The organism is Shewanella sp. BJSY2023SW001, from assembly GCF_047314685.1.
Taxonomy (GTDB): Bacteria; Pseudomonadota; Gammaproteobacteria; order Enterobacterales; family Shewanellaceae; genus Shewanella; species Shewanella indica.
Genome location: NZ_JBKORF010000035.1, coordinates 403 through 24,764, shown reverse-complemented (window position 1 = coordinate 24,764; position 24,362 = coordinate 403). Strand labels below are relative to the sequence as shown.

Genomic DNA, 24,362 nt, shown 5'->3' with positions numbered 1-24,362 from the left:
TTTAATCATCTCAACGACGAGGAACGCTGCCAGTTTGGCAGCAAGCTCTACAAGACAAAAGGAATCGAGATGATGAAAAAGACCCCCATAGCCTCCCTGCTCATGGCATCACTGTTGCTGACTTCTTCTCTGGCGCACGCCGACAGCCAGCCGAACTTACCGACTCAGGAGAGAGACCACAACGAAGAGTTGGTTGGCTTTGGCGCAGGCGCACTGCTGGGCGCCGTGGTTGGGGGGCCTGTAGGGGCCGTTATCGGTGCCTTCACCGGCGGCATAGTGGGTAAGTCTGTGGGCGATGACGAGCAGCTCAAGAGTCAGCAGCAACAGTTGGCCGAGCAAACCGAACAACTGGCGAGTCTCAGTGAGAAGCAGCGGGCGCTGAAGGAGTTATCGTTGCAATACGCCGATGCCCAGAGCCGCCTCAATGCGATTTCCCGCGACCGGGCTGCCCAGCTCGAAGAGTTGATAGTGGGTATGAATGTGCAGTTTCGTACCGGCACCGCCGAAATCGAACCCCACTTTGCCCGCCAGTTGGACGATTTGGCTTTTGCCATGAGCCTGTCGCCTGAGCTGATGTTGGATCTGACCGGCTATGCCGATCGCCGCGGTAATTCTGATTACAACCAGACGCTGTCCGAGCAGCGGGTTGAGGCGGTGAAAAGTTATTTGATTAGCCAAGGCGTTGCCGAAGAGCGTTTGCAAACCCAGGCTTTTGGCGCCAGTTCACCCCTCAGTGCCAAACAGAGCCGCGAGAGCGACTTCTTTGACCGTCGGGTCACGCTGAAATTGCAGACTCAGGGCGCTGCCCTGGCAGCCAATCAACAAAGCGGCAATTGAGAGGGAACGATAAAATGAATATGGATATCCCTCGGCAGGAAAACGAGCAGTTTCAGAGAATGCCTGCTGCCAGTCACAGCGATTCGGATACTTATTTATGCCGGGCCGTTAACGCCCTGCAATTTTCAGGCTTTGCCCTGCTGGCACTGCTGGTGTTCAACCTGGTGAGCTCGGTTGAAGCCTGGGCCGAGAATGGCCCCCAACTTGCCGAAGAGCCTGCAAGTGCCCAGGCTCAGGAAGGTACCCTTCAACTGATAGATAATCCGCAGTGGCCCGGTGCCGGGGTACTCGCCTTTGGCGACACTCAGGCCCCGGCACTGGCAACCGAAGTCAGTATGAGCATCAGTGGCTGGAGTAACAGAGTCAACGTCACCCAGTCATTCACCAATGATACCCAGGAGTGGATCCACGGCCGTTACCTGTTCCCGCTGCCCAATGAGGCGGCGGTGGACAGCATGCAGCTGAGAATAGGTGAGCGGATCATCGAGGGGGTTATTCAACCAAAGGAAGAGGCCAAGCGCACTTTTGAGCAGGCCAAGGCTCAGGGCAAGCGCGCCAGTTTACTGAGCCAGGAGCGGCCCAACCTGTTCACCACTCAGGTGGCCAATCTGGCCCCGGGGGAAACCCTTAAAGTCAGCTTCAGCTACCAGCAGGCATTGGATTACCGTGATGGTCAGTTTAGCCTGCGCTTTCCCATGACCCACACGCCCCGTTATCTGCCTCAAAGCATGCTGCAAAGCTTCAAAGGCGTGGAAGAGGCGGCGCGGTTGCTGAGCCCTGTGATTGAAGCTGTGGGCCTTGAAAAGATGTTCACCGGCGCTGATGGCGAAAGCTTTGATCTTAAAAGCTCCCAAGCGCAAAGCCCCCATGCGCACAGCAGTGGCCAGGATAATCGCCTCAGTTTGGATATTATCCTGGATGCCGGTTTTCCCTTGCTGTCGCTGGAGTCCCCTTATCATGCTGTTTCTCAACAAACCCTGAGTGATGGCCGTATCCGGGTGCAGCTGCAACAAGACAATACCAGGGCCGACAGCGACTTTGTGTTGCAATGGCAAGCGGATCCGGGCGTTAAGCCCGCAGCGGCGCTGTTCAGCCAGCAAGGCCAGACCCATACCCCAGCACCTTCTTTAGCGCAGGCCGAAGGCCAAGCTGCCAGGGATGAATACAGTCTATTGATGTTGATGCCTCCACAGAACAAAGAAGTGGCCAAGCCCTTGCCCAGGGAGCTTATTCTGGTGATAGATACTTCGGGATCCATGGGGGGAGATGCAATAGTTCAGGCCAAACAGGCACTGCTGTATGCCTTGAGCAGCCTCAAACCGGAGGACAGTTTCAATGTTGTTGAATTTAACTCTGCAGTGCAAACCATGGCGGCAAACTCTTTGCCGGCGACCGCCCACAATATAGGTCGGGCGCAGCAGTTTATTCGCGCCCTGGAAGCCAACGGTGGCACCGAGATGTCCAAGGCGCTGGAGTTGGCATTGAATAATGATTTTGCCGCTCAAAATAAAGTCGGCACGCAAGGTGAGGTTAAGGCGCTCAGGCAAGTGATTTTCATGACAGATGGCGCCGTAGGCAATGAACAGGCGCTATTTGAACTGATTAAAGACAGGCTCGGCGAAAACCGCCTGTTTACCGTAGGCATAGGCAGTGCCCCCAACTCCCACTTTATGCAGCGCGCCGCCGAGCTGGGGCGGGGCAGCTTTACCTATATTGGCAAGATGCAGGAGGTGGAGCAAAAGGTGGTTGCCTTGCTGGAAAAAATCTCCGCTCCCAGGATCACAGATGTGTCGCTGCGCTACCCTGACGGCACAGTGCCGGATTACTGGCCGGCACAAATTCCGGATCTCTATCAGGGTGAGCCGGTATTGGTGAGCATCAAACAGCGTAGTAATGCCCAAAAGGCAGTTATCGTATCCGGTCTTATCGATGGCCAATTCTGGCAGCAGGAGCTGGCGCTCAATGCCAAGACTGAGCCCAAAGGGCTGGATCTTATCTGGGCCAGAAAACAGATAGCCGCGCTGGAGCTGGCCAAAGATGCTGCCAACAGTGAACGCATTGAACGCCAGGTCACAGCGCTGTCGCTTAAGTATCACTTGGTCAGTCCGTACACCAGCCTGGTGGCAGTGGATGTCACCCCGGTCAATCCGGACGCCGCGGCGACCCGGGAAGGGCAAGTGGCCAGTCATGCGCCCAAGGGCTGGCAGGGCAAGTTGCCGCAGACCGCCACCGACAGCCGGCTGATGTTGCTGCTGGGGTTGGCAAGTTTGCTGGCGGCGCTGATGCTGGCGGCTTTCCCCAGGGCCTTTGGCGGCCGTGCTTGTGAGGGGGCGGGGCGATGAGTCAGGCTCATCAGGCCCTGACAGCAGGCGCTATGCCCTCGGTCAATAGGGGGCGCTTTAGCGATATCTGCTCAATAGTGATAGTTGTTCTGGTCGTGGCGGGTTCGGCCATGCTGGTTAAAGGAGGATATATGCAAGCCAAAGCCATGTTCGCCCAGTTTTTGATTGAAAAGGCCTGGGCCAAGAGTCTGACTGACGGTCAGGCACACAAACCCTGGTCCTGGGCCGATACCCACCCTACGGCCAAATTGTGGATAGGCAAGCATGAGCCACTCTATGTGCTGGCCGGGGCCAGTGGCCGTAACCTGGCCTTTGGACCGGCGCAGATGCTCTCGGGAGCCGGTGCCGGAGAGACAGGCAATACCGTGATTGCCGGTCACAGGGATACCCATTTCGCGATTCTGGCCGGGGCCAGGGTGGGGCAGGAGATCCGCTTGCAGGGCATGGATGGTCAGATCCATTTTTATCGAATACGGGCTACCGCAGTAGTGCATGAATCTGAGACACCTTGGTTGATGGGCAGTGATGAGCGGCTATTGACGCTGATCACCTGTTATCCCTTCGACAGCCTGAGTGGCGGTGCCGAGCTTAGATTTGTGGTGCAGGCAGAAGCCTTGCAGACGCTGGCGGTTTCAGCCTGATATCGGCATCACCCGATTGCGGCCCAAACGCTTGGCTTCATAGAGCAAGGTGTCGGCGCGTTCGGTAAGGGATTGGCGGGTATCCATTTGCTGCCACTCGGCAACCCCGAAGGAGGCGCTGATATTGCTGATGAGCTGGCCTTTGCGTCTGTCTCTGACGCTAACCTTCTCCAGTGCCCGCCTCATGGCTTCGGCCAGTTGCCGGGCCACTCTCAGCTGACTGGTCGGCACCAGAATAGCGAACTCTTCACCACCGAAACGATACAACTTGGTGCCGTCACGGCAACTATCCTGCAGACGCTTGGCCACCGCCTTGAGCACCTGGTCCCCCAAAAGATGCCCATATTCATCGTTGAAACGCTTGAAGTGATCCACATCCACCAGAATAAGGCAGCAACCCTTCGGTGACTGACTCAACAAGCTATCGAAGTCGGCATCGAAGGCGCGGCGGTTAAGGCAGCCGGTGAGTGCATCAAACAATATGTCTTTTTCGGTGTTTTGCAGCTGTAGCCGCAGGCTGTCTATCTCCTGCTGGGCCTTGCTCAGTTGCGAGCTCAAATAATCCGTGCTGCTGCGAATATCATCCGAGTCTTTCACCAGGGCTCGGACCATGCCCATCACCTGTTCAAGATCCATGGCGTCTTGATCCAAGCGGCTCAGACGGCCGAAATTACGCTCGATTTTGGCGCGAAAGCTGTCGGCATCGCAGCTGGTATCCTTGAGCGACTGCGACAGCTCGGTCGCTATCGCCTCCATACTCTGGCGAATATCTCTGACATCCAGTTCATCTTCCGGGGCCAGATGATGACGGTAGAGGAGTTCCGCAGTGGAGGGCGGACAGGTGTTGTACTGGCTGACGGTTTGATCCAGGCTGGCATTGAGTGCCGGATTGCGCTCGCTGACATAGGCATACCAGAGCGCATAGTTGACCGGCGTCGTCGGTATCCGATATTTCAACATCAGCGGTAAGGCTTTTTTCAGGTATTGGGCGGCTTGCTGAAGCAGAGTCATGGCGATGGAGAAGCTCATTGTTGATGCAATTACCCATTCAGCTTGACATAAATCAGGCCGCTTGTGGATCCAAAGGCTCACGCAATGTCACCTTGTTGCGCCGATTGCCGAATGCTGCGCCGCTGTTACAATGGCTGAACAAAATAGATAATAGCAAGGAATGAAGTCGTGAAATTTACCTCTGTGTGTAGCCTGTTGGCCACACTGTTAACGCCTGCTCTGGCGTTGGCTGTTCCCTTTGAACTGGATGAATCCCGCTATCGCCAGGATGTGAAAACCCTTGCCAGCGATGCTTTTGGAGGCCGTGCGCCTTTGTCGGCAGGTGAACAGCTGACCTTGGATTACCTTACCGAGGCTTTCAAGGCGACAGGGCTTGAGCCTGGGTTTGGCAACAGTTATCTGCAAGCCGTTCCTATGGCCAGGATCAGCGCAGATCAGAATATGCAGCTTAAGCTGGGTTCAATGAGTTTCAGCAATGGCGAGGAGTTTACCGCCCGCACTCAAAGAGTGACGCCGAAGGTGGAGCTGCAAGACAGCGAAGTGGTATTTGTCGGCTACGGTATCAATGCCCCGGAATACGGCTGGAATGACTTTGAAGGCCTGGATGTTCGTGGTAAGACCCTGATTGTGCTGGTCAATGATCCCGGCTTTGCCACTCAGGATCCCCTGGTATTCAAGGGCAATGCCATGACCTATTACGGTCGCTGGACCTATAAATATGAAGAAGCGGCCCGTCAGGGCGCCGAGGCCGTGTTTATTGTGCATGAAACTGCGCCCGCCGCTTACGGTTGGGGAGTGGTGCGTAACAGCAACACCAATACCAAGTACACCCTGGTGGATAAAGACAACAACGCATCATCGGTTGGCGTGATGGGGTGGATCCAGCACGATAGCGCCAAGAAGCTGTTCAGCCAGGCGGGTCTGGACTTTGACACCTTGAAGCTACAGGCGGTCAATAAAGGCTTCAAGGCGGTGCCGTTGAAACTCAAGGCCAATCTGACCTTGAACAACAAGATAGAACTGGCGCAATCCTACAATGTGGCGGCCCTGTTGCCTGGAACCGAGCGTAAAAATGAATACTTGGTGATGCATGCTCACTGGGATCACCTGGGAAAGACCATTGAAGATGGCAAGGAAGTGGTGCTCAACGGCGCTGTGGATAATGCCTCCGGTGTAGCCGGTGTTCTGGCACTGGCAAAGCATTTCAAACAGCAAAAGGGCATTGATGCCCCGAAACGCTCGATTCTGTTCAGCGCCTTTACTGCCGAGGAAACCGGACTCATTGGCGCCCAGTACTTTGCTGAAAATCCTCCGGTTCCCACCAAGCAACTGGTGGCATTTCTCAATATAGACGGCATGAATATGGGCAAAGGCGTGGATTATATCCTGCGTTATGGTGAGGGCGTGTCAGAGTTGGAGCGGTATCTGAATGATGCCGCCAAAGGGCAGGGACGCAGTGTCAAGGCCGATCCGCGACCGCAAAATGGCTTGATGTTCCGCTCGGACCATTTCGCTCTGGCCAAGGAAGGGGTACCCGGCTTGCTGTTTATGAGTTTGGGAGATACAGACCCGGATTATATTGCCCACAAATATCATAAGGCAGCCGATGATTATGACCCCAGCTGGAGTCTGGATGGGGTTCGGCAGGACTTGGCCTTGATAAGCGATATTCTGGCACGGTTGGCCAACAACAATGACTGGCCCCAATGGCTTGAAGATTCGGATTTCAAGAAACGTCGGGCTCAGGATCTGCGCTGAGAAGGATGCTGTAAAGCGCAAACCGGGGTTCTGTCCCCGGTTTTTTACATTGGTCTTAGAAGCGATAGCTGACAGATAACATGGGGCCGATAAAACTATAGTAAATATTGTAGTCGGCCACTTTTACCTCGGCATTGGATGTGCTCTGACGCACATCCACATCTACCTTGTAATAGTTGTACGCCACACTGATGTCCCAGTTGTCACTCAGCGCTGTTTTCATACCGGCTCTGATATCGACCAATGAGCCTTCGAGGTCATCCAGACGCACGGAAAAATATTGGGCATGTAGATTAAGTTGCCAACCTGGCGCCAGTTCATAGTCACCAAAGAGGCCGATATTCGGCAAAGGTGCAGTCACACTTTCATCTACCACTCTGGGAATAGGTTGAGCGCTGCAGATATTGCCGCTGAGTTCTGAAGTTGCACAGGCGCCAATGGAACCCTCAAAACTGCTGTCAATCAACATAGTGTGCAAGCCGACACTGACCCCTATGTTATAACCGTTGCCCTGAAACAGATCATAGCCATAGCCAATACGAACGATATCAATATTAAGGCTTGTGCCTAATTGGCCCCCGGCCTTGACGTCATAAACAGTGTCATCAATCTGGATTTGAAATGGCCTGCTGACGGCTTGAGTTTCGGCGCTGCGATGCAGTTGTTTCCAGTCGATATAGATATGGTGTCTGTCGTTGAAGCGATATCCCAATTCAAACAAGGGCAGAAACTCATTTTCCGCCAACTGCAGATCCGATTCGAAATCCAGTTCGAAATCGTTGCCTAACAAGGGATCTGTGACTTGCATATTGGTGTCGGACTGGGAATAGAAACCACCTATATTCAGACTCCACTCGCCGGCCTGAGCAGAGTTGGCCGCGCAGCAGAGCAGGAGTAGTGTCAACACCAGTCTTGAACCCGAAATGTTAATTGAATGTGTTATCAACAATGGGGTGATCTCTTTTTATTACTCAGATAATCCAAGTGCCTTCTCAGAGATTCCTTATCCGGGGTAATTCGGCACATGCGCGGTTTGAGTGCTTTTGGGTTCGCTCTTGGGGCGACACTTCTTGTATTTTCGGATGCTGAAAATCCGCGCGGTTGCAGAGAGTCTAAACCAGAATAGTGCTTTGTGTGAATAAAATGTTTGTAAAGTTATCGATTTTTATGATCCGCAACAAAAAAGCGCTCCGTTAATGGAGCGCTTCAGTCTGATATTAAAGCTCGTGTTCGGATCAGCCCTTGGACTCGCTGCTGTCGCTTTTCTTGGAGTCCTTGTTGAACATGCCCAAACGGATACGGATAAAGTGCAGTACTTGTGCCGCGATATCCAGATTGAGGCAGGATTCCAGTCCTTCAAAGCCCGGCGAGGAGTTGGCCTCGCAAATCTTGTAGTGACCATTATCGAATAGCAGATCGATTCCGGCGACATCCAGATCCAAAATATTGGCGGTCTGGGTTGCCAGCCACTCTATTTCAGGCGTCACCGCAAAGGGGCTGGCTGAGCCACCGGCGCTGACATTGGCTTTGAAACTGTCCTCTTGGCCGCGTCTCTCATAGCATCCCGCTACCCGGCCACCTATGGTAAAGACTCGCAAGTCCCGACCGTGACTGTTGGAGATAAACTCCTGCAGAATAATGTTGGCATTCTTGTTGGTGGCCTCGATAAGCTGCATCAGATCATCGAACTCGCGCGCCTTGTGCGACAGAAACACACCGCTGCCTTGCGAGCCGGACAGTGTCTTGATCACTACAGGAAAACCCAAGTGACGTTCAACCAGGTCAACATCCACCGGGAATTTCACCAGCATGGTCTTGGGAGTTGGCAGATTCTTTTCGGCCAATAGTTGCTGGGAAAATAGCTTGTCTTTAACGGTTTCTATCGCCTTGGAAGAGTTAAGGCAATAAACGCCAAGACGTTCCAGGTGGCGGATAATCGCCAAGGCAAAATAGGTGGTACCCGAGCCCATACGGGGAATAATAAAATCGGGCAACTCCACTGGTTGCCCGTTCAGTAAAATACTCTTGTTGTCCTCTCGGGTCACTGTGAGGTCAAACTCATCGGGAGCATAGACCTCAAGTTCGATATTGTCGGCCTTGGCAGCCTCCAACAATCGGTTAATTTCATACAATTCAGGTTTTAGCTGAGTCGCGGTCTCTTTATATAAAATCCAACCACGCATTTAGTCGCAAACCCTAATTTTCATTGGTCATCCTCTAGTTCAGGCTCATCCTGAACATCGTCATCTATCATATCGTCAAGATACTCAGCATCGGCCTTTTTCACCAAATTGGTGCCGACAACTGCGTAGAAAGGCTTCCCAGAAGCCAACTTGACATACTTTACCCAGATCTTTTCCAACAAGCTACCGGGAGCGGAATTTCCGCGGACAACTTCAACAAAATGACTCTCCTCCGGATTTCGGGGGGCTTGGCGTCCTTCCGCCAGAGCCTGCATGGCAACGCCATGTTTTTCGAGTAATTCTGCTTCGTTGTAAGTAAAATCCCCGCTGCGGCGAAAGCCTTTGGGGAAGTTCTTGTCGTCATAGAAACGGCGTTCGCTGACGAAACTCTCATTGGCGGCTTGTTGCATAGATGCACTCTGCAGTGCCGATGGTGAAGGAGTCGTGGTCAACATGGCGATATTCCTTACAAAATGGTTCTTGAGGAGATTTGCAAGCAGAGTATTGGCTAGTATGATTGATTTATAAATCAAAAAAATTTGTCTATGACGATAAAGAATTTTTTATGGACACGGATTTACTCAAAACATTTCTGGAAGTTTCCCATACCCGCCATTTTGGGAAGGCCGCCGAGAACCTCTATCTGACCCGCAGTGCAGTATCTTTCAGGGTAAAGCAGTTGGAGAGTATTCTCGGCGTTGAGCTGTTTGAGCGGCAGCGAAACAACATACAACCGACCCCGGCCGGGGTGCGGATGCTGGCGCATGCCGAAGCGGTACTGACCGCCTGGGAGCGGGCCAAACAGGATATCTCCTTGAGTGAGCACCAGTCGGTACAATTGGTTATCGGCGCGGCGCCCAATATTTGGGACGCATATCTACAGGGATATATGCAGGGTTTACATCAGGGGCTTGCCGGAGTGGCGCTGCGCACCGAAATTCTGGCGTCGGCGGCGATGACCAAACAGCTGATGGACCGGACGCTGGATCTGGCCATTGCCTTTGATCCCCCTAAGCTGGACGAGTTTGAACTGTTGCAGATAGGGGAGGTGTCACTGCATCTGGTGAGCACTGCTGCGGCGTCCTCAGTGACTGAGTTGGCAGGCAGGCATTACATCAAGGTCGATTGGGGCACGGCGTTTAATATTCAACATGCCAGAGACTATGCCGAGTTACCCATTCCCGTGCTGCATACCGGCTCGGCCCGTATTGCGCTGGACTTTCTGCTCAATAATGGCGGCAGTGCATTTTTACCGCAAAACATGATAGAACCTTATCTGGCGAAAGGGGAGCTGTTTGTGATTGATGATAAAACACCGCTCAGACGTAATGTCTATGTAGCCTACTTGCCGGGCAATGACCGCCTGGAGCAGATACTGCAAGCGGTCAACTACCTCAGAAGTCAGTTCTAAACTTGACCGGGCATTGAGCGTTTTGCCTTGATGCCCGGTTTCCTTACTGAAGCACTCAAAATACCAAAGCGTGCATCAACATAGCAAAGCGCTTTAGAACACCAGAGGCCAGATAACCACGGCCCAGGTCAGGCCGCATAAACACAGGCTGATAAAGACCGCTGCCGAGGCAATATCTTTGGCCTGGCCGCTCAAGGGATGAATTTCATCGCCCACTCTGTCGACTACGGCTTCAATGGCAGAATTCAACAGTTCGGTAATAATGACGATAAATACCGTTGCTATCAGCAGTAATTTTTCTGTCTTGGCCACATCCAGATATACCGCCAGCGGGATCATTAACAATGCCAGTACGGCTTCCTGACGAAAGGCGGCTTCATGTTTCCAGGCTGAGTTCAGTCCTTTCATGGAAAAGCCGGTGGCGCGGAAAATGCGTTTCAGTCCGTGGTTGTTGGCGGGTTTCATATTCTCTCAATTCTTGATCTGTGGCTATGGCCGGTTGCTGTATAAAGACCCGCTGAACAGTGAAAGGTTCCTGGGTTAATGGGGTTGCAACTTGTCGCTCCTTTATTGACCTCACGTTGGTCACTCGTGACTAGTTTGGCTATTAGTGCAGTGGCGCTGAGGTTTCCAAGGTGCGGCGGCATTATAGCAGCTCATCTTGCCGCTGATATAACAGTTCCTGCACCTATCAAGGGTGTTTGGCCGTTATTATGCCAAGGCGGAAGGTTTGGCAAAGGGGGAGGGTCGTTTCGATAATCGTTACACTAGTTGTCACCATAACTGCCAAGACTTTCTATACTCTTTATAGTTTTGGTCTTTATAGTTTTGATCCTTGTAGTTATGGTCTCTGCTATAGGATGTAGCAGGCAATTGGCCGACAGCCAGGGAGGGCTTATGCAATATTCGCAATCTTTACCGATAACAGCATACCTTAAATGTTTTCCGGCCATGCTGTTACTGCTGCAAACTTTTCTGCTGGCCTTGTCTTTTCTGATCTCGTTTCCGGCGGGCGCCGATAGAGAATTGCCGGCCCCGGAGCTGGCCGGTCGTTGGCAACAACAGAAGGCCGAAATCAAGGATTTCCTTGTCAGTGAAAAACTCGATGGTGTCCGCGCCAGATGGGACGGCAGGCGTTTGCTGAGCCGCTCGGGCAGAGTGATTCCTGCACCAGTTTGGTTTGTGAAAGACTTTCCTGCAGTGGCACTCGAAGGAGAACTTTGGGGCGGCTATCACAGCTTTGATACTGCATCACTGCTGGCCAGAGGTTTAGGCGAAGCAGACTCCTGGCGCCAGCTGGGCTTTTATCTGTTCGATGCCCCCGGGCTGACAATGGCGTTTGCCGAACGTTATCAGGCGTTCAAGCAGTATCACCAACTGACCCCTTATCTCTATGTCATTGAGCAGCGGCGTCTGAGCAGCACGCAAGAGTTACATCTGTGGTTACAACAGGTGGTGGCCAAAGGGGGCGAAGGCCTGATGGCGCACCGCATCGATGCCATGTATCTGGCGGGGCGCAGTGACGCCTTGTTAAAACTCAAACCTGTGGAAGATGCCGAGGCGAAAGTGCTGGCGATACTTCCGGGAAAGGGCAAGTATCAAGGCATGATGGGCGCCTTGCTGGTGGAAACCGAGGCTGGGGTAAGCTTTCGCTTGGGAACAGGTTTCACCGATGCCGAGAGGGCTTCACCGCCACTTCCCGGAACCTGGGTGACTTTTGCTTTCTCCGGGCTGACCTCGGGCGGCAAGCCTAGGTTTGCCCGCTTCCTTAGGGTAAGATCCGACTATCGACTCAGTTTCCCGGCAGAGGTTATTGAGGCAAAAGTCTCTGTCGCCGACCCGGCTGCGGAACGCAATCCTGCCGAGTCAGCCAATAAGGAACCTTAAGGTGGAATTTCAAAGCGTGCCAAGTGTCAATGAGGGTGAAATCAACCGTATCTTAATGGTTTGTATGGGCAATATTTGCCGTTCACCAAGCGCTGAAGCTGTGGCCCGGGCCAAGGCTCAGGCCATGGGGCTGACACTGGAGTTGGATTCTGCCGGTACCATAGGCTATCACGCTGGGGAGTCGCCGGACAGGCGCGCCCGCGCCGCCGGTGAGCGGCGCGGGCTGGACTTTTCAGGGATCAAAGCCAGGCAGGTGTGCGCGCAGGACTTTGCTCATTTCGATCTTATTCTGGCGGCCGACCGTGAGAATCTTCAGGCCCTATATGAGGCTTGTCCGCAGATTTACAAACACAAGCTGGCCTTGATGCTGGACTTTGCCGATACTCCCATCTGGGAAGTCCCGGATCCTTACTATGGTGGCGATAGCGGATTTGAGCAGGTTTTGGATCTGTTGGAGTTGAGTATTGCCGGGCTGTTTGCCCGGATCCAGGCCGCCAGGCCCAGGAGTATCCCGCCAGTGCGTTGAGCGGTTCTGCAAAGGACTAACATTAAGCTTATGCGGAATTTAGTTGGATAATTGGTCGGATAAGTGACAAACAAAAACAGGCCACGATTTGTGGCCTGTTTCCGTTAAGCTTGCTTCTTGGGGGAAGCTTAACCCTGATGGCGTTTGCCAGCGCGCTTGAGCTTGTCGGCTTCTTTCTTTGCCTGCTTCAGGGCTTCTTTCTCTGCCAGCAGCTTGGCCACTTCCGCCTCTTCTGCCTGGGCCATTTCCGGCGTTTCCAGTGACAGCTGGCCGATTTTCCCAGAGCGGAATTCATGCAGCAGCAGTTCCGAGGCCTTGTGCAAATCGATATGACCGCCGCTTCTGAGGGCGCCGCGCCTGCGGCCTATCTCTTCGAGCAATTCGATATCGGTGGCGGGCAGGGAGGTCAGCTTATAACGCTCCATCATCGCCTCCGGGTAAGCATGCAGGAAATAAGCTGCAGCAAACAGGGCCACATCCTCATATTCCATGGCGGTGTCCTTGATGGCACCTGTGACCGCCAGACGATAACCCGAGGCTTCATTGTCCACCTTGGGCCAAAGGATCCCCGGCGTGTCGGACAGCACTATGCCGTTTTTGAGGTTGATCCTTTGCTGCGCCTTGGTCACCGCAGGTTCATTACCTGTTTTGGCAATCACCCGGCCGGCCAGGGTGTTGATGATGGTGGACTTGCCCACATTGGGGATGCCCATGATCATGGTGCGAATATCCTTGAGCGCACCTTCGCTCACGGGAACCAGTTTGCGGCATAGCTCGGGGATCTTTCTGACCATGGCAGGTTGCAGGGTAGTGATGGCTTGTGCCCGCACTCCTTGTTCCTGCTCCAGGTACTCAATCCAACGATTGGTTATCTCGGGATCGGCCAGATCAGACTTATTCAGCAACTTGATACAAGGCTTGTCCTGGCGCAGCTTGGCCACCATGGGGTTTTCACTGCTGTAAGGTATTCGGGCGTCCAGCACTTCGATCACCAGATCTATCTGAGGCATCACCTCTTCTATCTCTTTGCGGGCCTTGTGCATGTGTCCCGGATACCATTGAATCGCCATCTATTGCTTATCCTGCTGAAAACTGAAAAAAGAGCGCTATTGTAGCATTCCGAACTGAAAAAAGCGCCCGCAGGCGCTAGATAACCCCAAGTTCGCGCAGGCGCTCCATCAGGTAGCTGTCGGCGGTATAGCGCTCTGACAGCACAACGTCGGGACGAGGATGCAGGAACAGCGGCAGTGAGATCCGCGACTTGCTCATATCGGCGCCTTCCGGGTTGATCACCCTATGAGTGGTCGATGGGAAGTAACCGGCGGAAGCCTCCTGGAGCATATCGCCTATGTTTATGATAAGGTTGCCAAAATCGCTGGGAACATCCAACCATTCTCCGTCGAGGCTCTTCACTTGCAGCCCGGGCTCGTTGGCGGCGGGCAATACGGTGAGCAGGTTGATATCCTCATGGGCAGCGGCACGAATGGCGCCTGGGGTCTCATCGCCAGTCATCGGCGGATAATGCAGTACCCGCAGCAGCGTCTTGTGGCTATTGGCTATCATTTGCGACAGCGCTGTGCGGTAGTTGGCTGCCACCTCGGCAGGCGAGTGCACCTCGACCCAGTCCAGAAGCTCGGCGGCCAGCGCATTGGCTTCTTGGTAGTAGGTGAGGATATTGTCCTGCAATTGCTCAGGAATGCGGCCCCAGGGGTAGACGTGAAAGTACTCTTTGATGTCTTTGACCGTATGGCCTTTGGCGGTTTCTGAAATGCTCGCCGGAAAGAAACCATCCTGGGTTTCCGGCTTGAACATGAAGGCCTGCTTCTCTTCACTGTTGAAGAACTCCTGCCAGTCGCGGTAGATATCCTGCACCAAGTGTTGTGAAATAGGGTGGTTGCTCAACACGCCAAAGCCGGTGCTGCGCAGGGATTCTACAAAGCGCTCGGCAGCATCTGCGGCGCGATAGTCTATGGTTTCCAGTTTCATCATCATCTTTCTTGGTTATTTTTTATTGACCCGATACTTGTGTCTCTATGGACATTTTGTTGGCAGTCGGGTGACCCGGGCGCAAGTCTACCTTGATGTCTTTATAGGGGCAACGTAAAGTGATCCAAGTCACTTTTATGGCTCTGTGTAACTAGAGTGAAGGGTAACCGCTGCAATTTGGGTCTTATGGGTTACGCAGAGTAATCGAGGAGCGTTAAATGAAACCCCTGAACGAGTTTGAGCGTTATGTCATCGAGGAAAAAGGCACAGAGCGCCCTTTCAGTGGAGAGCTGTATCAACACAATGCCAAGGGGCGATATCTTTGCCGCAAATGCGGCGCCCCATTGTATTTGTCCGAGCATAAATTCAATGCCCATTGTGGCTGGCCCGCCTTTGACGATGAAATTTTTGGTGCTGTCACCCGGATACCCGACGCCGATGGTCGCAGAACCGAAATTGTCTGCAGTCAATGTGGTGGTCATCTGGGACATGTGTTTGAAGGAGAGGGGTTAACGGCCAAGAATTTGCGACATTGCGTCAATTCTGTCTCCATGGTCTTTGAGGCCGTAGATGATGCCGAGGCTTTGCAGCCGGCAACTGAAAAGCGTTTGGAGACAGCCACCCTGGGCGGCGGCTGTTTCTGGTGCTCAGAGGCGGTATTTTTAAGCTTGGCCGGGGTTACGCAAGTGACTTCCGGCTATGCCGGCGGCGCGGCAAAAGATGCCAACTACAAGGCGGTATGCAGCGGCGCAACCGGCCATGCCGAAGTGGTGCAGATAGTTTTTGACCCCACTGTCATCAGCTATGCCGAGCTGTTGGAGGTGTTCTTTGCCAGCCATGATCCCACCACCTTGAATCGCCAGGGTAACGACTTGGGGCCTCAGTATCGTTCGGTGATTTTCGCGCACTCGGATAAGCAGCTTGAGGTGGCGTCCTCCATGATTAAAGCGCTGGATGAGGAAGGCTTATTCGGCGCACCTATAGTGACAGAGTTGACCGCCTATGATGGTTTCTATCCGGCGGAGGACTATCATAACGACTATTTTGCGCTTCATGGTGAGCAGCCTTATTGTGCCTTGGTGATCAAACCCAAGCTGGATAAGGTGAGGCGGCGTTTCAGTGCCAAGCTGAAGTAGAATAGAAAAAACGGCAAGCCTCAGCTTGCCGTTTTTTTAAGGTCTGGACAGTGTTAAATTATGAGTCCAACTTGTCGTCGGCAATCTTGTATCTGGGATCTTCAATCAGATTGACTTCCACCAGATCGCCGGCCTTGTGCAGCAACTGTTTGCAGTCGTTGGAAAGATGACGAAGATGCAGGCGTTTGCCTTGATTCACATAGCGCTCGGCCAAGGTGTCTATGGCATCCAGAGCCGAGTGGTCACAAACCCGGGATGACTGGAAGTCGACCACGACATCCTTGGGGTCATTGTTGGCATCGAACAACTCAAGGAACGAAGCCGCCGAGCCGAAAAACAGTGGGCCATTGAGACGGTAAACCGCCCAACCGTTGGCATCTATGCTCTTTTGAGCACTGATCTGTTTGGCATGCTCCCAGGCAAATACCAGCGCAGATACTATCACCCCGACAAATACCGCAATCGCCAGATCGGTAAATACCGTCACCACAGTCACCAGCACAATAACAAAGGCATCGTGCTTGGGCACCTTACGCATCACTTTAAAGCTGGCCCACTCAAAGGTTCCCAGCACCACCATAAACATGACCCCGACCAAGGCGGCCAGCGGGATCATCTCGATAAAGGCGGCGGCAAACAGAATAAAGCACAGTAAGGTGAGGGCGGCGGTGATCCCGGAAAGACGACCGCGGCCCCCTGAGTTGATGTTAATCATCGACTGACCAATCATGGCGCAGCCACCGATGGCACCGAAAAAGCCACTGGTGACGTTACCCACGCCTTGGCCGACACATTCCTTGTTGCCACGGCCGCGGGTCTGGGTCATCTCATCGACCACTGTCAGAGTCAGCAGAGATTCAATCAGGCCAACAGCTGCCAGGATAACGGCATAGGGCGCTATGATATAAAGGGTTTCCAGGTTAAAGGGCACGGCCGGAATGGCAAAGCTTGGCAGGGTACCGGCGATAGTTGCCTCAGGATTACCGCTCATATTGCGCAAATAATCGAGCACGTTGCGGGTATCCAAATCCAGGCCTACCACCAGAGCGGTTACTGCCAGTATGGCCACCAGGGATGAAGGCACGGCTGTGGTCAGTTTAGGCAGAAAATGTATGATGGCCATAGTCATGGCTATCAGCGCCAGCATCAGCCAGATATCTGCACCGGGCAACCAGGCCATCTCCTCTTCGCCGACTTTGACTTGAAATTGCCCCAGTTGCGCCAGGAATATCACTATGGCTAGGCCGTTGACGAAGCCTATCATCACAGGATAAGGCACTATGCGGATGAACTTGCCAAGACGCAGTGCTCCGGCGGTAATTTGAATTACCCCGGCCAGCACTACGGCAGCAAACAGATAGCTGACGCCGTGAGACACCACCAGGCTGGTCATGACCACGGCCATGGCGCCGGTGGCGCCTGAGATCATGCCGGGACGGCCGCCGATGAGGGCCGTGATCAGTCCCATGATAAAGGCGGCATAAAGGCCCACCATAGGTTCTACTTTAGCAACGAAGGCAAAGGCTACCGCTTCGGGCACCAGCGCCATAGCAACCGTTAGGCCGGAGAGTATATCCGCCTTGTGACTGCTGGTTTTATGGCGTATCAGTTCAAACATTCAGCTTGGGATCCCATCTTGAGGGTTAAAAACAAAGTTGCGCATACTAGCAAAATTTCTGTTGTGACAGAAGTGTGAAGCAGATCAAAATAAAAAAACCATGCCCGAGGGCATGGTTTTTTCTCAGCAACACTTAGGTTCAGGGACGGGCCATATCTGACTCGGCGCTGTTACCATGGCTCTTGCGTGGCGCGGTTTCGCCATTGGCCAGATACTCTCGGCCTTTGGGCACTTCAACGTGAGCACGTTGATCCACCTGTGGCTTGGTTGTATCTGAGCCAACCATGGTGCTGAAGCGACTGACTCTTGGTGCGGCGCTTGCCTGGGTTGTTGCAGGTGCTGCTGCCGGGCTTTCCTTGGCTTGATTGCTTGCCTGACGCGCAGGGCGGCTGATAGCAGCCGGCTTGGCCATAGGGGCTGAGGCGGCGACGCTTGCCGATGCAGTTTCTGCCTTGGGCTTGGCTGCTGCGACTTCAACAGTTTTAGCCTTGGGTGCTTCGCTCGCTTTCTCTACTGCCTTTGATGGCGCAGCTTCGACTGGCTCAGCTTTCGCAACTTCAGCTTTTTCAGCTTTGGCTTCAGGCGCTGGTTCGGCTTCTGCTGTTTTGGGCTCAGCCTTTACCTCTACTTCGGCGGCTTTTGCATCGGCAACGGCTTCTACCTTGGCAGCGACCTCGGCTTGAGGCTTTGTCTCAACCTGAGCTTCGGCTTTGGTTTCCGCTTTGGCTTCAACCTGAGGAGCCGGCTTGGCTTCAACCTGAGGAGTCGGCTTGGCAACAACTTGAGGTTCAGCTTGTGCTGGCTCTTGAGCTTTGTCGGCAGGCTTTGCTTGCTCAGCATCGACTTCAACGGCAGCAGCCGGCGCTGATGCCTCGGTAACAACCACTTCTTTAGCGTTATTTGCTGCTTCAGTGGCTGCTTTTTCAGTGCTTACCTTTTCAGGGCTTTCGGACTCTTCGCCTTCCTGTTCGGTACGGCGGCGACGCTGACCGGCAGCACGCAAATGACGAGGGCTGCGGCGGCTACGGCGTTGTCCTTCGCGCTTGGGCTTATCGTCTTCTTCAGCGCTCTCGATGGCTTCGGCATTACTTTGAACACCACTATCTTGAACACTGGTTTCAGCGATTTGCTCAGCATTGACAACAGGGCTGACTTCGGCGCTTGCCTGAATGTCTTGTGAAACATCTGTACCTTGGGCTTTAGTGGCAACCTGAGTTGACTCTTCACCCTTCAGCTCGGTAGTGGTTTCGCTCTTGGCTTCTGACTTGGCTTCAACTTTGGCCTGAACTTCCATTTCCTTGGACTCAGCCTGAGCTGCGGCAGGCTTACGGCGGCTGCGGCGTGGTTTGTCGGCTTGCTCGGCGTTATCCTTGTTACCTGTCTCTTTGGCGCGAGTCGGCTTGGTCTCGGTTTTTGTCTCGACCTTTACTTCAGGTTTGGCCTGGGCGCTGGCTTTCACTTCGGCGCTGGTTGCCTCTGCTGTGTTATCAACGGCTTCCTGTGCATCGTTGGCCTCAATGCGCACTTTACGACGCAGGTTGCGACGTTGGCGACGCTCACGGGCGGCTTCCTGTTTTGGTTCCTGCTCGCTTTCGTCACGGGCCTTGCTGCGGCTCTTGCGTTCATCCAAAGCTTCAGACTTGGGAGCCTTGTCGCTACGGTCACTACGGGTTGGTTTACCGGAGTCGTTTGCCTGGCGCTTGTTGCCTTGTTCGTCCTTATCACGGGCAGGGCGCTCGTTAGCGGCCGATTTGCGGTTGCGGCTACGTGAATCGCGGTTAGCGTCTTTGTCATCACCACTCTTGCGACGTCTGTCGTTGCGGTCATTGCGACGGTTACGGCGGTTGTTCTGGCCGTTGCTTTCCTGATTGTCTTTAGTGCTCTTTTCCTGCTTCTTGTCGGCTTGTGGCTCGGAAGAGGAGAAGAGGGCACCCAAGGCGGCAAAGAAACGGGAAATTATCCCGGGCTTGGCCGCTTCAGTCGCTGCGGCTTTGACCGCTGGTTTGGCTGTCTGCGGTGCTTCGGCAGTTTCCTGCTTGATAGGTGTAGCAAAACCACTCAGTGCTGGCTTGGGTGCAGCAGCACGTTCCAGTTTACGTGGTTCATACAGTTTGTTCTCCGGCTCTTCCACACGCTGGTAGCTGACTTCAGAGATCTGGTCGTCCTTGCGATGACGCACCACACGGTAGTTCGGGGTCATCATATGTGGATCCGGGATCACATAGACTTCAACTTCATGGCGCTGCTCTGTGATGCGTATGGCCTTGCGCTTTTCGTTCAGCAGGTAAGCTGCGACATCCACGGGCACTATGGCCTCAATCTGAGAGGTGTTTTCCTTGATGGCTTCTTCTTCCATCAGGCGCAGAATCGACAGTGCCAGTGACTCGGTACCACGAATGGTGCCCTGACCGTTACAACGAGGGCAGATGTGAGCGGCTGACTCTTCCAGAGACGGACGCAGACGCTGACGGGACATTTCCATCAGACCGAAGCGGGAAATACGGCCCAATTGCACTCGGGCACGGTCATGGTGAACGGCATCACGCAGACGGTTTTCCACTTCGCGTTGGTGTCTGACCGGAGTCATATCGATGAAGTCGATAACCACCAGGCCGCCCAAGTCGCGCAGACGCAGCTGACGGGCAATCTCGTCGGCGGCTTCCAGATTGGTATTCAGTGCGGTTTCTTCGATATCGCCGCCCTTGGTGGCTCTGGCTGAGTTGATATCGATAGAGGTCAGCGCTTCGGTGGGGTCGATAACGATAGAACCGCCGGAAGGCAGTCTGACTTCGCGCTGGAATGCAGATTCTATCTGTGACTCAATCTGATAGTGGGTAAAGAGCGGCACTTCAGAAGAGTAAGGTTTGACTCTGTCGACAAAATCAGGACGTACCAGGGCGATATGCTGCTTGGCATCGGCATAAATTTGTGGATGGTCGATTAGAATTTCGCCTACATCACGGCGCAGGTAATCACGGATGGCGCGAACGATAACATTGCTTTCCTGATGAATAAGGAAAGGAGCAGGGCGACTCTCGGCCGCTTCCTGAATCGCTGTCCAATGGTGCAGCAATACCTTCAAGTCCCACTGCAGATCGGCGGCAGCCTTGCCAACACCGGCGGTGCGAACAATCAGCCCCATACCGTTGGGCACTTCCAGGTTTTCCATGGCCGCTTTCAGCTCGGTGCGCTCATCACCTTCAATCCGGCGGGAGATACCGCCGGCGCGAGGGTTATTGGGCATGAGTACCAGGTACGACCCGGCCAGACTGATAAAGGTGGTCAAGGCAGCGCCTTTGTTGCCACGTTCCTCTTTATCTATCTGAACTATGACTTCCTGGCCTTCGCTGACCACTTCTTTAATACTGGGACGCCCCTGGAAGGAATAACCTTTAGGGAAGTATTCACGGGCGATCTCTTTCAGTGGTAGAAAACCATGACGCTCGGCGCCATAGTCAACAAATGCCGCTTCCAGAGAGGGTTCTACGCGGGTGATTTTACCTTTATAAATATTGGCTTTTTTCTGCTCATGGCCTGGGCTTTCGATATCCAGATCATAAAGCTGTTGCCCATCAACCAGGGCAACGCGCAACTCCTCGGATTGAGTCGCATTGATTAACATCCGTTTCATGATGACGTAATTCTTCTTAATAAGAGGTCATCAAACGTACAGGTCGCTGCATTACGGGCCTGGTCTCATTCGGGCGACGCCTCTCGGCGTTCCTCCAGGCAGGGAGGTGCGCATTGCTGTTAGACGCATTCGCTGCGTGTCGCATCCTATTTATGGCTTATTTTTCAATGATTACAAAAACAAGGAATTCGTTGTAAAACATCAACCAACCCCATAAATTCTTCAATAATAATCCGGTAATGCCGAAGTCGAGCCTTGTCGTTTGATGACGAGTTAACATTAACTTTCGAAAACAGCATAGTGGCGGCTTGAAAGTGGTCTGAATTTCGTGTTTCCGTCCAGGTTTAACCGTAAAAACAATTTTTTCAGTAGTGTTCTTTTATATACAGTTTGCAAATCAATTATTTGCGACCTCGGAGGTCAGACATCGCTCAAGCGCTTTCCACCGTTCGAACCGTTCATAGATTGAGCAAAGGCTCATCAATACGCAGGGTTCGCCGCTGAAATATAGCCGAATTCAAAAAAATCGGCAATCAAAAGCCTCAACATGTTGTACAATAGCGCGCCCCGAACCGCAACATAAGTGTTATGAATACCGAGACGCCATCACCCAATCAGCAAGTTCGCCTGGTGACCATTGATGAAGACAATGTTGGCCAGCGCATTGACAATTTTTTGCTCAGCAAACTCAAGGGCGTGCCCAAGAGCATGATCTATCGCATAGTGCGCAAGGGCGAAGTCAGGGTCAACAAGAAGCGGATAAAGCCCGAATATAAGTTGGCCGAAGGGGACCAGGTACGCATTCCACCGGTTCGGGTCAGTGAAGATAACTATCGCACTGCGCCTTCTGCCAATCTGGAGCGGGTATCGCGCCTAGAAGACAGAATTCTGTTTGAAGACAAGCATATTCTGGTACTGAACAAACCTGCCGGCATCGCCGTACACGGTGGCAGTGGTGTCGATTACGGCGTGATTGAAGCGCTGAGATCGCTGCGACCGCAGCAAAAGTTTCTTGAGTTGGTGCACCGTTTGGATAAAGACACCTCAGGAGTGCTTTTGGTTGCCAAGAAGCGCAGCGCGCTAAAGCACTTGCATGACCAACTCAGACATAAGCAGATGCAAAAAGACTATCAGGCGCTGGTTCGCGGTGAGTGGCAAAAGCACGACAAGGTGGTTAAGGCACCATTGCTGAAGTTGACACTTAAGTCGGGTGAACGCATTGTACGGGTGAATACCGAAGGCAAGGCCTCGGAAACCCGTTTCAAAATTTTGCAGCGTTATGATGGTGCGACACTGGTGCAGGCGAGTCCGGTAACCGGCCGTACTCATCAGATCCGGGTGCACTGCCAGTATGCCGGTCACCCCATCGCCTGTGACGAAAAGTACAGTGAGCAAAAGTTTGATGACAGTATGCGGGCACTTGGGTTGAATCGCCTGTTTCTGCATGCGGCGCAACTTAAGTTCACTCATCCTGACACAGAGACTGAAATGACAGTGCAGGCCCCCCTGGATCCTGTACTGCTTGAGTTGTTGGACAAACTCACTCGGGTATAGAAAGAAATAAGGAAACCGCCCATGAAGGCATATGAGCTACTGATATTCGATTGGGACGGTACCCTGATGGACTCGATAGGCAAGATTGTCCGCTGCATGGAAAATACGGCAAGGGCTATGGCATTGCCTATCCCCTCGGAGCAGGCAGTACGTGACATTATTGGTCTGTCGATGACAGAGGCTCTGCAATGCCTCTATCCAGCAGGAAGTGTTGACGAATATCAGGCGATCAGAGAGGAATATAAGCAGCAGTTCCTGATGCTTGATACCACGCCTAGCCCACTTTTCAGTGAAACTCCGGCACTGCTGTCACAGCTTCGCAGTGAGAAGTATCTGCTGGCGGTGGCGACAGGTAAGGCAAGGGCAGGTCTTGAACGTGTACTGCGGGAAACTGGGCTTGGAGATTTTTTTCATGCCAGTCGTAGCGCCGATGAGGCGAGAAGTAAACCCCACCCGGACATGCTGCAACAGCTATTGGCTGAATTAAAGATAGCGCCTGAGAGAGCCTTGATGGTGGGTGATTCGGTACACGATCTCAATATGGCTACCGGTGCCGGTATGGATGCCATTGGGGTCAGTTATGGCGCCCATAGCCGCGAACGCTTACATGAAGCGGCGCCAAAGGCCATTATCGATAGTCCATTGGGGCTGTTGCACCATCTGTGATTTTCATTGGAACCTTTCCCTAAACACATCCTTGAAAGGCCTGCAGATGCAGGCCTTTTGCTTGCTGTATTCTGTTAAAAACGTGGCGTGCAATTTCAGGAATTGGCGGTTTTTAACTCCGGGCATAATTTTGGGCTCAGGCTCTCTGCGTTTAGGTTCTCTGCGTTTAGGTTCTCTGGGCTTAGGTTCTTTGTATTAAGGCTCCCGGTATTAAGGTTCAATGCTTCAGTGCCCAGACTGGACAATGCCAGCGCCGACAGGCGGGTGATGTCGTGGGACGAGACTATGACGCCGCAAATTTCGCCAGCATCATTGATGCAGGGTGAGTGTCGTACACTCATCAGCAGCGGCGCTGTTAGATGCGGTGGATGCAACCAATGATTGGCTTCCGGTGTTTCGCCGTTAAAGGCCCGTTCAAGTAGTGGTCGGATCTTCTTCTCAAATGTCTTTACACCGTGCAGCTCAGCTATCTGCTTACCTATTATCTCCTCTTGGGTGCGGTTGAAAAGCTGCTCATACCCTTTGGAGACCATATGGTAGCAGTAGTCTGTACCGATAAATGCCAGCAGATGATCTGTGGTGGCTATCATCTGCTTGTGCATGGTGAGCTCGCGACTGACCAACATCCTGTGATATTCGAGACCGATACGTTGGGCCAAGATCCGGAAAAACTCTTTTGACTTTGCACTTTCGGCCTGGGGCAGGGTATCTAGCACAAAAATATGGCCGACCGGTTTGCCATCGCTGCCGAGGATCAGCTCGGCCTGATAACTCTGGGCGCCTATCTCGCGGAACAGGCTAAAGTGGGGAAAACGTTTTTGCAGATCACGGGCGTGGAGTATATGAGTGCAGATTTCCTGTTGTTGATAGAGAGACTCACAGGGAGAACCCGCCAGTTCAAAATCAAACCCAGGGAGGGACTGTTTGTTGTCACAAAAGGCAATGACCTCGCCTTGTGAGTAATGCCGATCAGTTAAGACAGATCGCTTGACGATCTCACTGAAAGGATCAAAATCCGATGACCTCATGTCATCGGATTTTTTTATGCAACTTTCAGAAGCTTTGGCGCGTACTCATATCAATCGTCTTACCGAATTCACCTGTCTGGCCGATGTGCTTGAGCCTGAGTTAATTCAGTCGTGCCTTGATTCACATGGTGTTGCCAGTTTAAGGCG

At 53.1% G+C, this 24,362-nt stretch carries 20 protein-coding genes and 1 pseudogene; 11 read left to right on the top strand and 10 right to left on the bottom strand.

The genetic code is table 11. The features are described from left to right. Window positions 1–69 precede the first annotated feature (69 nt). The 3 genes from pdsO to ACMHXH_RS08180 are packed head-to-tail and all read left to right on the top strand — an operon-like array spanning window position 70 to window position 3,820. The gene (gene pdsO, locus ACMHXH_RS08190) at window positions 70–837 is read left to right on the top strand and encodes a sortase-associated OmpA-like protein PdsO (protein WP_335912803.1); all 768 of its coding nucleotides are present in this window, start codon (window positions 70–72) and stop codon (window positions 835–837) included. A gap of 14 nt (window positions 838–851) precedes the next feature. Continuing rightward, window positions 852–3,179, top strand: a complete 2,328-nt coding sequence (locus tag ACMHXH_RS08185; RefSeq protein WP_335912801.1) for a marine proteobacterial sortase target protein — start codon at window positions 852–854, stop codon at window positions 3,177–3,179. A gap of 32 nt (window positions 3,180–3,211) precedes the next feature. After that, the gene (locus ACMHXH_RS08180; protein WP_052247971.1) at window positions 3,212–3,820 is read left to right on the top strand and encodes a class GN sortase; all 609 of its coding nucleotides are present in this window, start codon (window positions 3,212–3,214) and stop codon (window positions 3,818–3,820) included. Here the strand turns inward: ACMHXH_RS08180 and ACMHXH_RS08175 are convergent. After that, a complete protein-coding gene (locus ACMHXH_RS08175) occupies window positions 3,812–4,837 on the bottom strand; it encodes a GGDEF domain-containing protein (protein ID WP_234501036.1) in 1,026 nt (341 codons plus the stop codon). The genes ACMHXH_RS08180 and ACMHXH_RS08175 overlap by 9 nt on opposite strands. Before the next feature lie 162 nt (window positions 4,838–4,999). Here ACMHXH_RS08175 and ACMHXH_RS08170 point away from each other — a divergent pair, with 162 nt between their 5' ends. Continuing rightward, window positions 5,000–6,589 carry a M28 family metallopeptidase gene (locus tag ACMHXH_RS08170; RefSeq protein ID WP_234501001.1) on the top strand — a complete coding sequence of 530 codons (1,590 nt, stop codon included), beginning with the start codon at window positions 5,000–5,002 and terminating at the stop codon, window positions 6,587–6,589. A gap of 55 nt (window positions 6,590–6,644) precedes the next feature. On the opposite strand, the gene ACMHXH_RS08165 is transcribed toward ACMHXH_RS08170, so the two are convergent. The 3 genes from ACMHXH_RS08165 to ACMHXH_RS08155 all read right to left on the bottom strand — a co-directional run bounded on the left by ACMHXH_RS08165 (window position 6,645) and on the right by ACMHXH_RS08155 (window position 9,227). Further along, complete coding sequence (locus ACMHXH_RS08165) at window positions 6,645–7,496, bottom strand: outer membrane beta-barrel protein (protein ID WP_233962340.1); 852 nt, start codon at window positions 7,494–7,496, stop codon at window positions 6,645–6,647. A gap of 328 nt (window positions 7,497–7,824) precedes the next feature. Next, on the bottom strand, window positions 7,825–8,772 hold the full coding sequence (locus ACMHXH_RS08160) for an ATP-grasp domain-containing protein (protein ID WP_071476183.1): 948 nt from the start codon (window positions 8,770–8,772) through the stop codon (window positions 7,825–7,827). 20 nt (window positions 8,773–8,792) lie between these two features. After that, entirely contained in the window at window positions 8,793–9,227 is a 435-nt protein-coding gene (locus ACMHXH_RS08155; RefSeq protein WP_039033298.1) for a DUF413 domain-containing protein, read from the bottom strand. A 110-nt stretch (window positions 9,228–9,337) separates the two neighbouring features. On the opposite strand from ACMHXH_RS08155, the gene hdfR reads away from it, so the two are divergent. Next, window positions 9,338–10,183 (top strand): HTH-type transcriptional regulator HdfR, encoded by an 846-nt coding sequence (hdfR, locus tag ACMHXH_RS08150; RefSeq protein WP_039033336.1) that lies wholly within the window; start codon window positions 9,338–9,340, stop codon window positions 10,181–10,183. A gap of 93 nt (window positions 10,184–10,276) precedes the next feature. Here hdfR and ACMHXH_RS08145 read toward each other — a convergent pair whose 3' ends face one another. Next, window positions 10,277–10,648 (bottom strand): diacylglycerol kinase, encoded by a 372-nt coding sequence (locus ACMHXH_RS08145; RefSeq protein ID WP_071476182.1) that lies wholly within the window; start codon window positions 10,646–10,648, stop codon window positions 10,277–10,279. A 432-nt stretch (window positions 10,649–11,080) separates the two neighbouring features. Between ACMHXH_RS08145 and ACMHXH_RS08140 the strand changes: the two genes are divergently transcribed. Beyond that, window positions 11,081–12,070 carry a DNA ligase gene (locus ACMHXH_RS08140; RefSeq protein ID WP_234501002.1) on the top strand — a complete coding sequence of 330 codons (990 nt, stop codon included), beginning with the start codon at window positions 11,081–11,083 and terminating at the stop codon, window positions 12,068–12,070. Window positions 12,071–12,125: 55 nt separating this feature from the next. Then, window positions 12,126–12,596: a low molecular weight protein-tyrosine-phosphatase gene (locus ACMHXH_RS08135; RefSeq protein WP_234501037.1), complete on the top strand. Its 471-nt coding sequence runs from the start codon at window positions 12,126–12,128 to the stop codon at window positions 12,594–12,596. A 128-nt stretch (window positions 12,597–12,724) separates the two neighbouring features. On the opposite strand, the gene ylqF is transcribed toward ACMHXH_RS08135, so the two are convergent. After that, a complete protein-coding gene (gene ylqF, locus ACMHXH_RS08130; protein ID WP_071476180.1) occupies window positions 12,725–13,666 on the bottom strand; it encodes a ribosome biogenesis GTPase YlqF in 942 nt (313 codons plus the stop codon). A 76-nt stretch (window positions 13,667–13,742) separates the two neighbouring features. Then, window positions 13,743–14,582, bottom strand: coding sequence for an isopenicillin N synthase family dioxygenase (locus tag ACMHXH_RS08125; RefSeq protein WP_039033333.1), 840 nt, complete (start codon window positions 14,580–14,582; stop codon window positions 13,743–13,745). 218 nt (window positions 14,583–14,800) lie between these two features. Here ACMHXH_RS08125 and ACMHXH_RS08120 point away from each other — a divergent pair, with 218 nt between their 5' ends. Then, a complete protein-coding gene (locus ACMHXH_RS08120; protein ID WP_335912799.1) occupies window positions 14,801–15,718 on the top strand; it encodes a bifunctional methionine sulfoxide reductase B/A protein in 918 nt (305 codons plus the stop codon). A gap of 58 nt (window positions 15,719–15,776) precedes the next feature. On the opposite strand, the gene ACMHXH_RS08115 is transcribed toward ACMHXH_RS08120, so the two are convergent. Both ACMHXH_RS08115 and rne read right to left on the bottom strand, forming a co-directional pair. Beyond that, entirely contained in the window at window positions 15,777–17,336 is a 1,560-nt protein-coding gene (locus tag ACMHXH_RS08115) for a SulP family inorganic anion transporter (RefSeq protein ID WP_413737947.1), read from the bottom strand. A 139-nt stretch (window positions 17,337–17,475) separates the two neighbouring features. After that, window positions 17,476–20,967, bottom strand: coding sequence for a ribonuclease E (rne, locus tag ACMHXH_RS08110; RefSeq protein WP_234501004.1), 3,492 nt, complete (start codon window positions 20,965–20,967; stop codon window positions 17,476–17,478). Between the two features lie 588 nt (window positions 20,968–21,555). On the opposite strand from rne, the gene rluC reads away from it, so the two are divergent. Both rluC and ACMHXH_RS08100 read left to right on the top strand, forming a co-directional pair. Then, window positions 21,556–22,521, top strand: a complete 966-nt coding sequence (rluC, locus tag ACMHXH_RS08105; protein WP_039033292.1) for a 23S rRNA pseudouridine(955/2504/2580) synthase RluC — start codon at window positions 21,556–21,558, stop codon at window positions 22,519–22,521. Between the two features lie 21 nt (window positions 22,522–22,542). Further along, window positions 22,543–23,187, top strand: a complete 645-nt coding sequence (locus ACMHXH_RS08100; protein WP_039033291.1) for an HAD-IA family hydrolase — start codon at window positions 22,543–22,545, stop codon at window positions 23,185–23,187. A gap of 95 nt (window positions 23,188–23,282) precedes the next feature. On the opposite strand, the gene ACMHXH_RS08095 is transcribed toward ACMHXH_RS08100, so the two are convergent. Continuing rightward, on the bottom strand, window positions 23,283–24,215 hold the full coding sequence (locus ACMHXH_RS08095; protein WP_413737945.1) for a PAS domain-containing protein: 933 nt from the start codon (window positions 24,213–24,215) through the stop codon (window positions 23,283–23,285). Here ACMHXH_RS08095 and ACMHXH_RS08090 point away from each other — a divergent pair. Beyond that, a pseudogene (locus ACMHXH_RS08090) lies at window positions 24,214–24,362 on the top strand (IS4 family transposase); the annotation flags it as partial. The gene ACMHXH_RS08095 and the pseudogene ACMHXH_RS08090 sit on opposite strands and share 2 nt — an antisense overlap.

What these genes read in the sequence shown, in the direction of transcription:
- ACMHXH_RS08095 (WP_413737945.1), bottom strand. Translation starts at nt 24,215, where the DNA reads ATGAGGTCATCGGATTTTGATCCTTTCAGTGAGATCGTCAAGCGATCT.
- ACMHXH_RS08115 (WP_413737947.1), bottom strand. Translation starts at nt 17,336, where the DNA reads ATGTTTGAACTGATACGCCATAAAACCAGCAGTCACAAGGCGGATATA.
- ACMHXH_RS08160 (WP_071476183.1), bottom strand. Translation starts at nt 8,772, where the DNA reads ATGCGTGGTTGGATTTTATATAAAGAGACCGCGACTCAGCTAAAACCT.
- ACMHXH_RS08135 (WP_234501037.1), top strand. Translation starts at nt 12,126, where the DNA reads ATGGTTTGTATGGGCAATATTTGCCGTTCACCAAGCGCTGAAGCTGTG.
- rne (WP_234501004.1), bottom strand. Translation starts at nt 20,967, where the DNA reads ATGAAACGGATGTTAATCAATGCGACTCAATCCGAGGAGTTGCGCGTT.
- hdfR (WP_039033336.1), top strand. Translation starts at nt 9,338, where the DNA reads ATGGACACGGATTTACTCAAAACATTTCTGGAAGTTTCCCATACCCGC.
- ACMHXH_RS08180 (WP_052247971.1), top strand. Translation starts at nt 3,212, where the DNA reads ATGCCCTCGGTCAATAGGGGGCGCTTTAGCGATATCTGCTCAATAGTG.
- ACMHXH_RS08145 (WP_071476182.1), bottom strand. Translation starts at nt 10,648, where the DNA reads ATGAAACCCGCCAACAACCACGGACTGAAACGCATTTTCCGCGCCACC.
- ACMHXH_RS08185 (WP_335912801.1), top strand. Translation starts at nt 852, where the DNA reads ATGAATATGGATATCCCTCGGCAGGAAAACGAGCAGTTTCAGAGAATG.
- ACMHXH_RS08120 (WP_335912799.1), top strand. Translation starts at nt 14,801, where the DNA reads ATGAAACCCCTGAACGAGTTTGAGCGTTATGTCATCGAGGAAAAAGGC.
- ACMHXH_RS08125 (WP_039033333.1), bottom strand. Translation starts at nt 14,582, where the DNA reads ATGAAACTGGAAACCATAGACTATCGCGCCGCAGATGCTGCCGAGCGC.
- pdsO (WP_335912803.1), top strand. Translation starts at nt 70, where the DNA reads ATGATGAAAAAGACCCCCATAGCCTCCCTGCTCATGGCATCACTGTTG.
- rluC (WP_039033292.1), top strand. Translation starts at nt 21,556, where the DNA reads ATGAATACCGAGACGCCATCACCCAATCAGCAAGTTCGCCTGGTGACC.
- ylqF (WP_071476180.1), bottom strand. Translation starts at nt 13,666, where the DNA reads ATGGCGATTCAATGGTATCCGGGACACATGCACAAGGCCCGCAAAGAG.
- ACMHXH_RS08100 (WP_039033291.1), top strand. Translation starts at nt 22,543, where the DNA reads ATGAAGGCATATGAGCTACTGATATTCGATTGGGACGGTACCCTGATG.
- ACMHXH_RS08155 (WP_039033298.1), bottom strand. Translation starts at nt 9,227, where the DNA reads ATGTTGACCACGACTCCTTCACCATCGGCACTGCAGAGTGCATCTATG.
- ACMHXH_RS08140 (WP_234501002.1), top strand. Translation starts at nt 11,081, where the DNA reads ATGCAATATTCGCAATCTTTACCGATAACAGCATACCTTAAATGTTTT.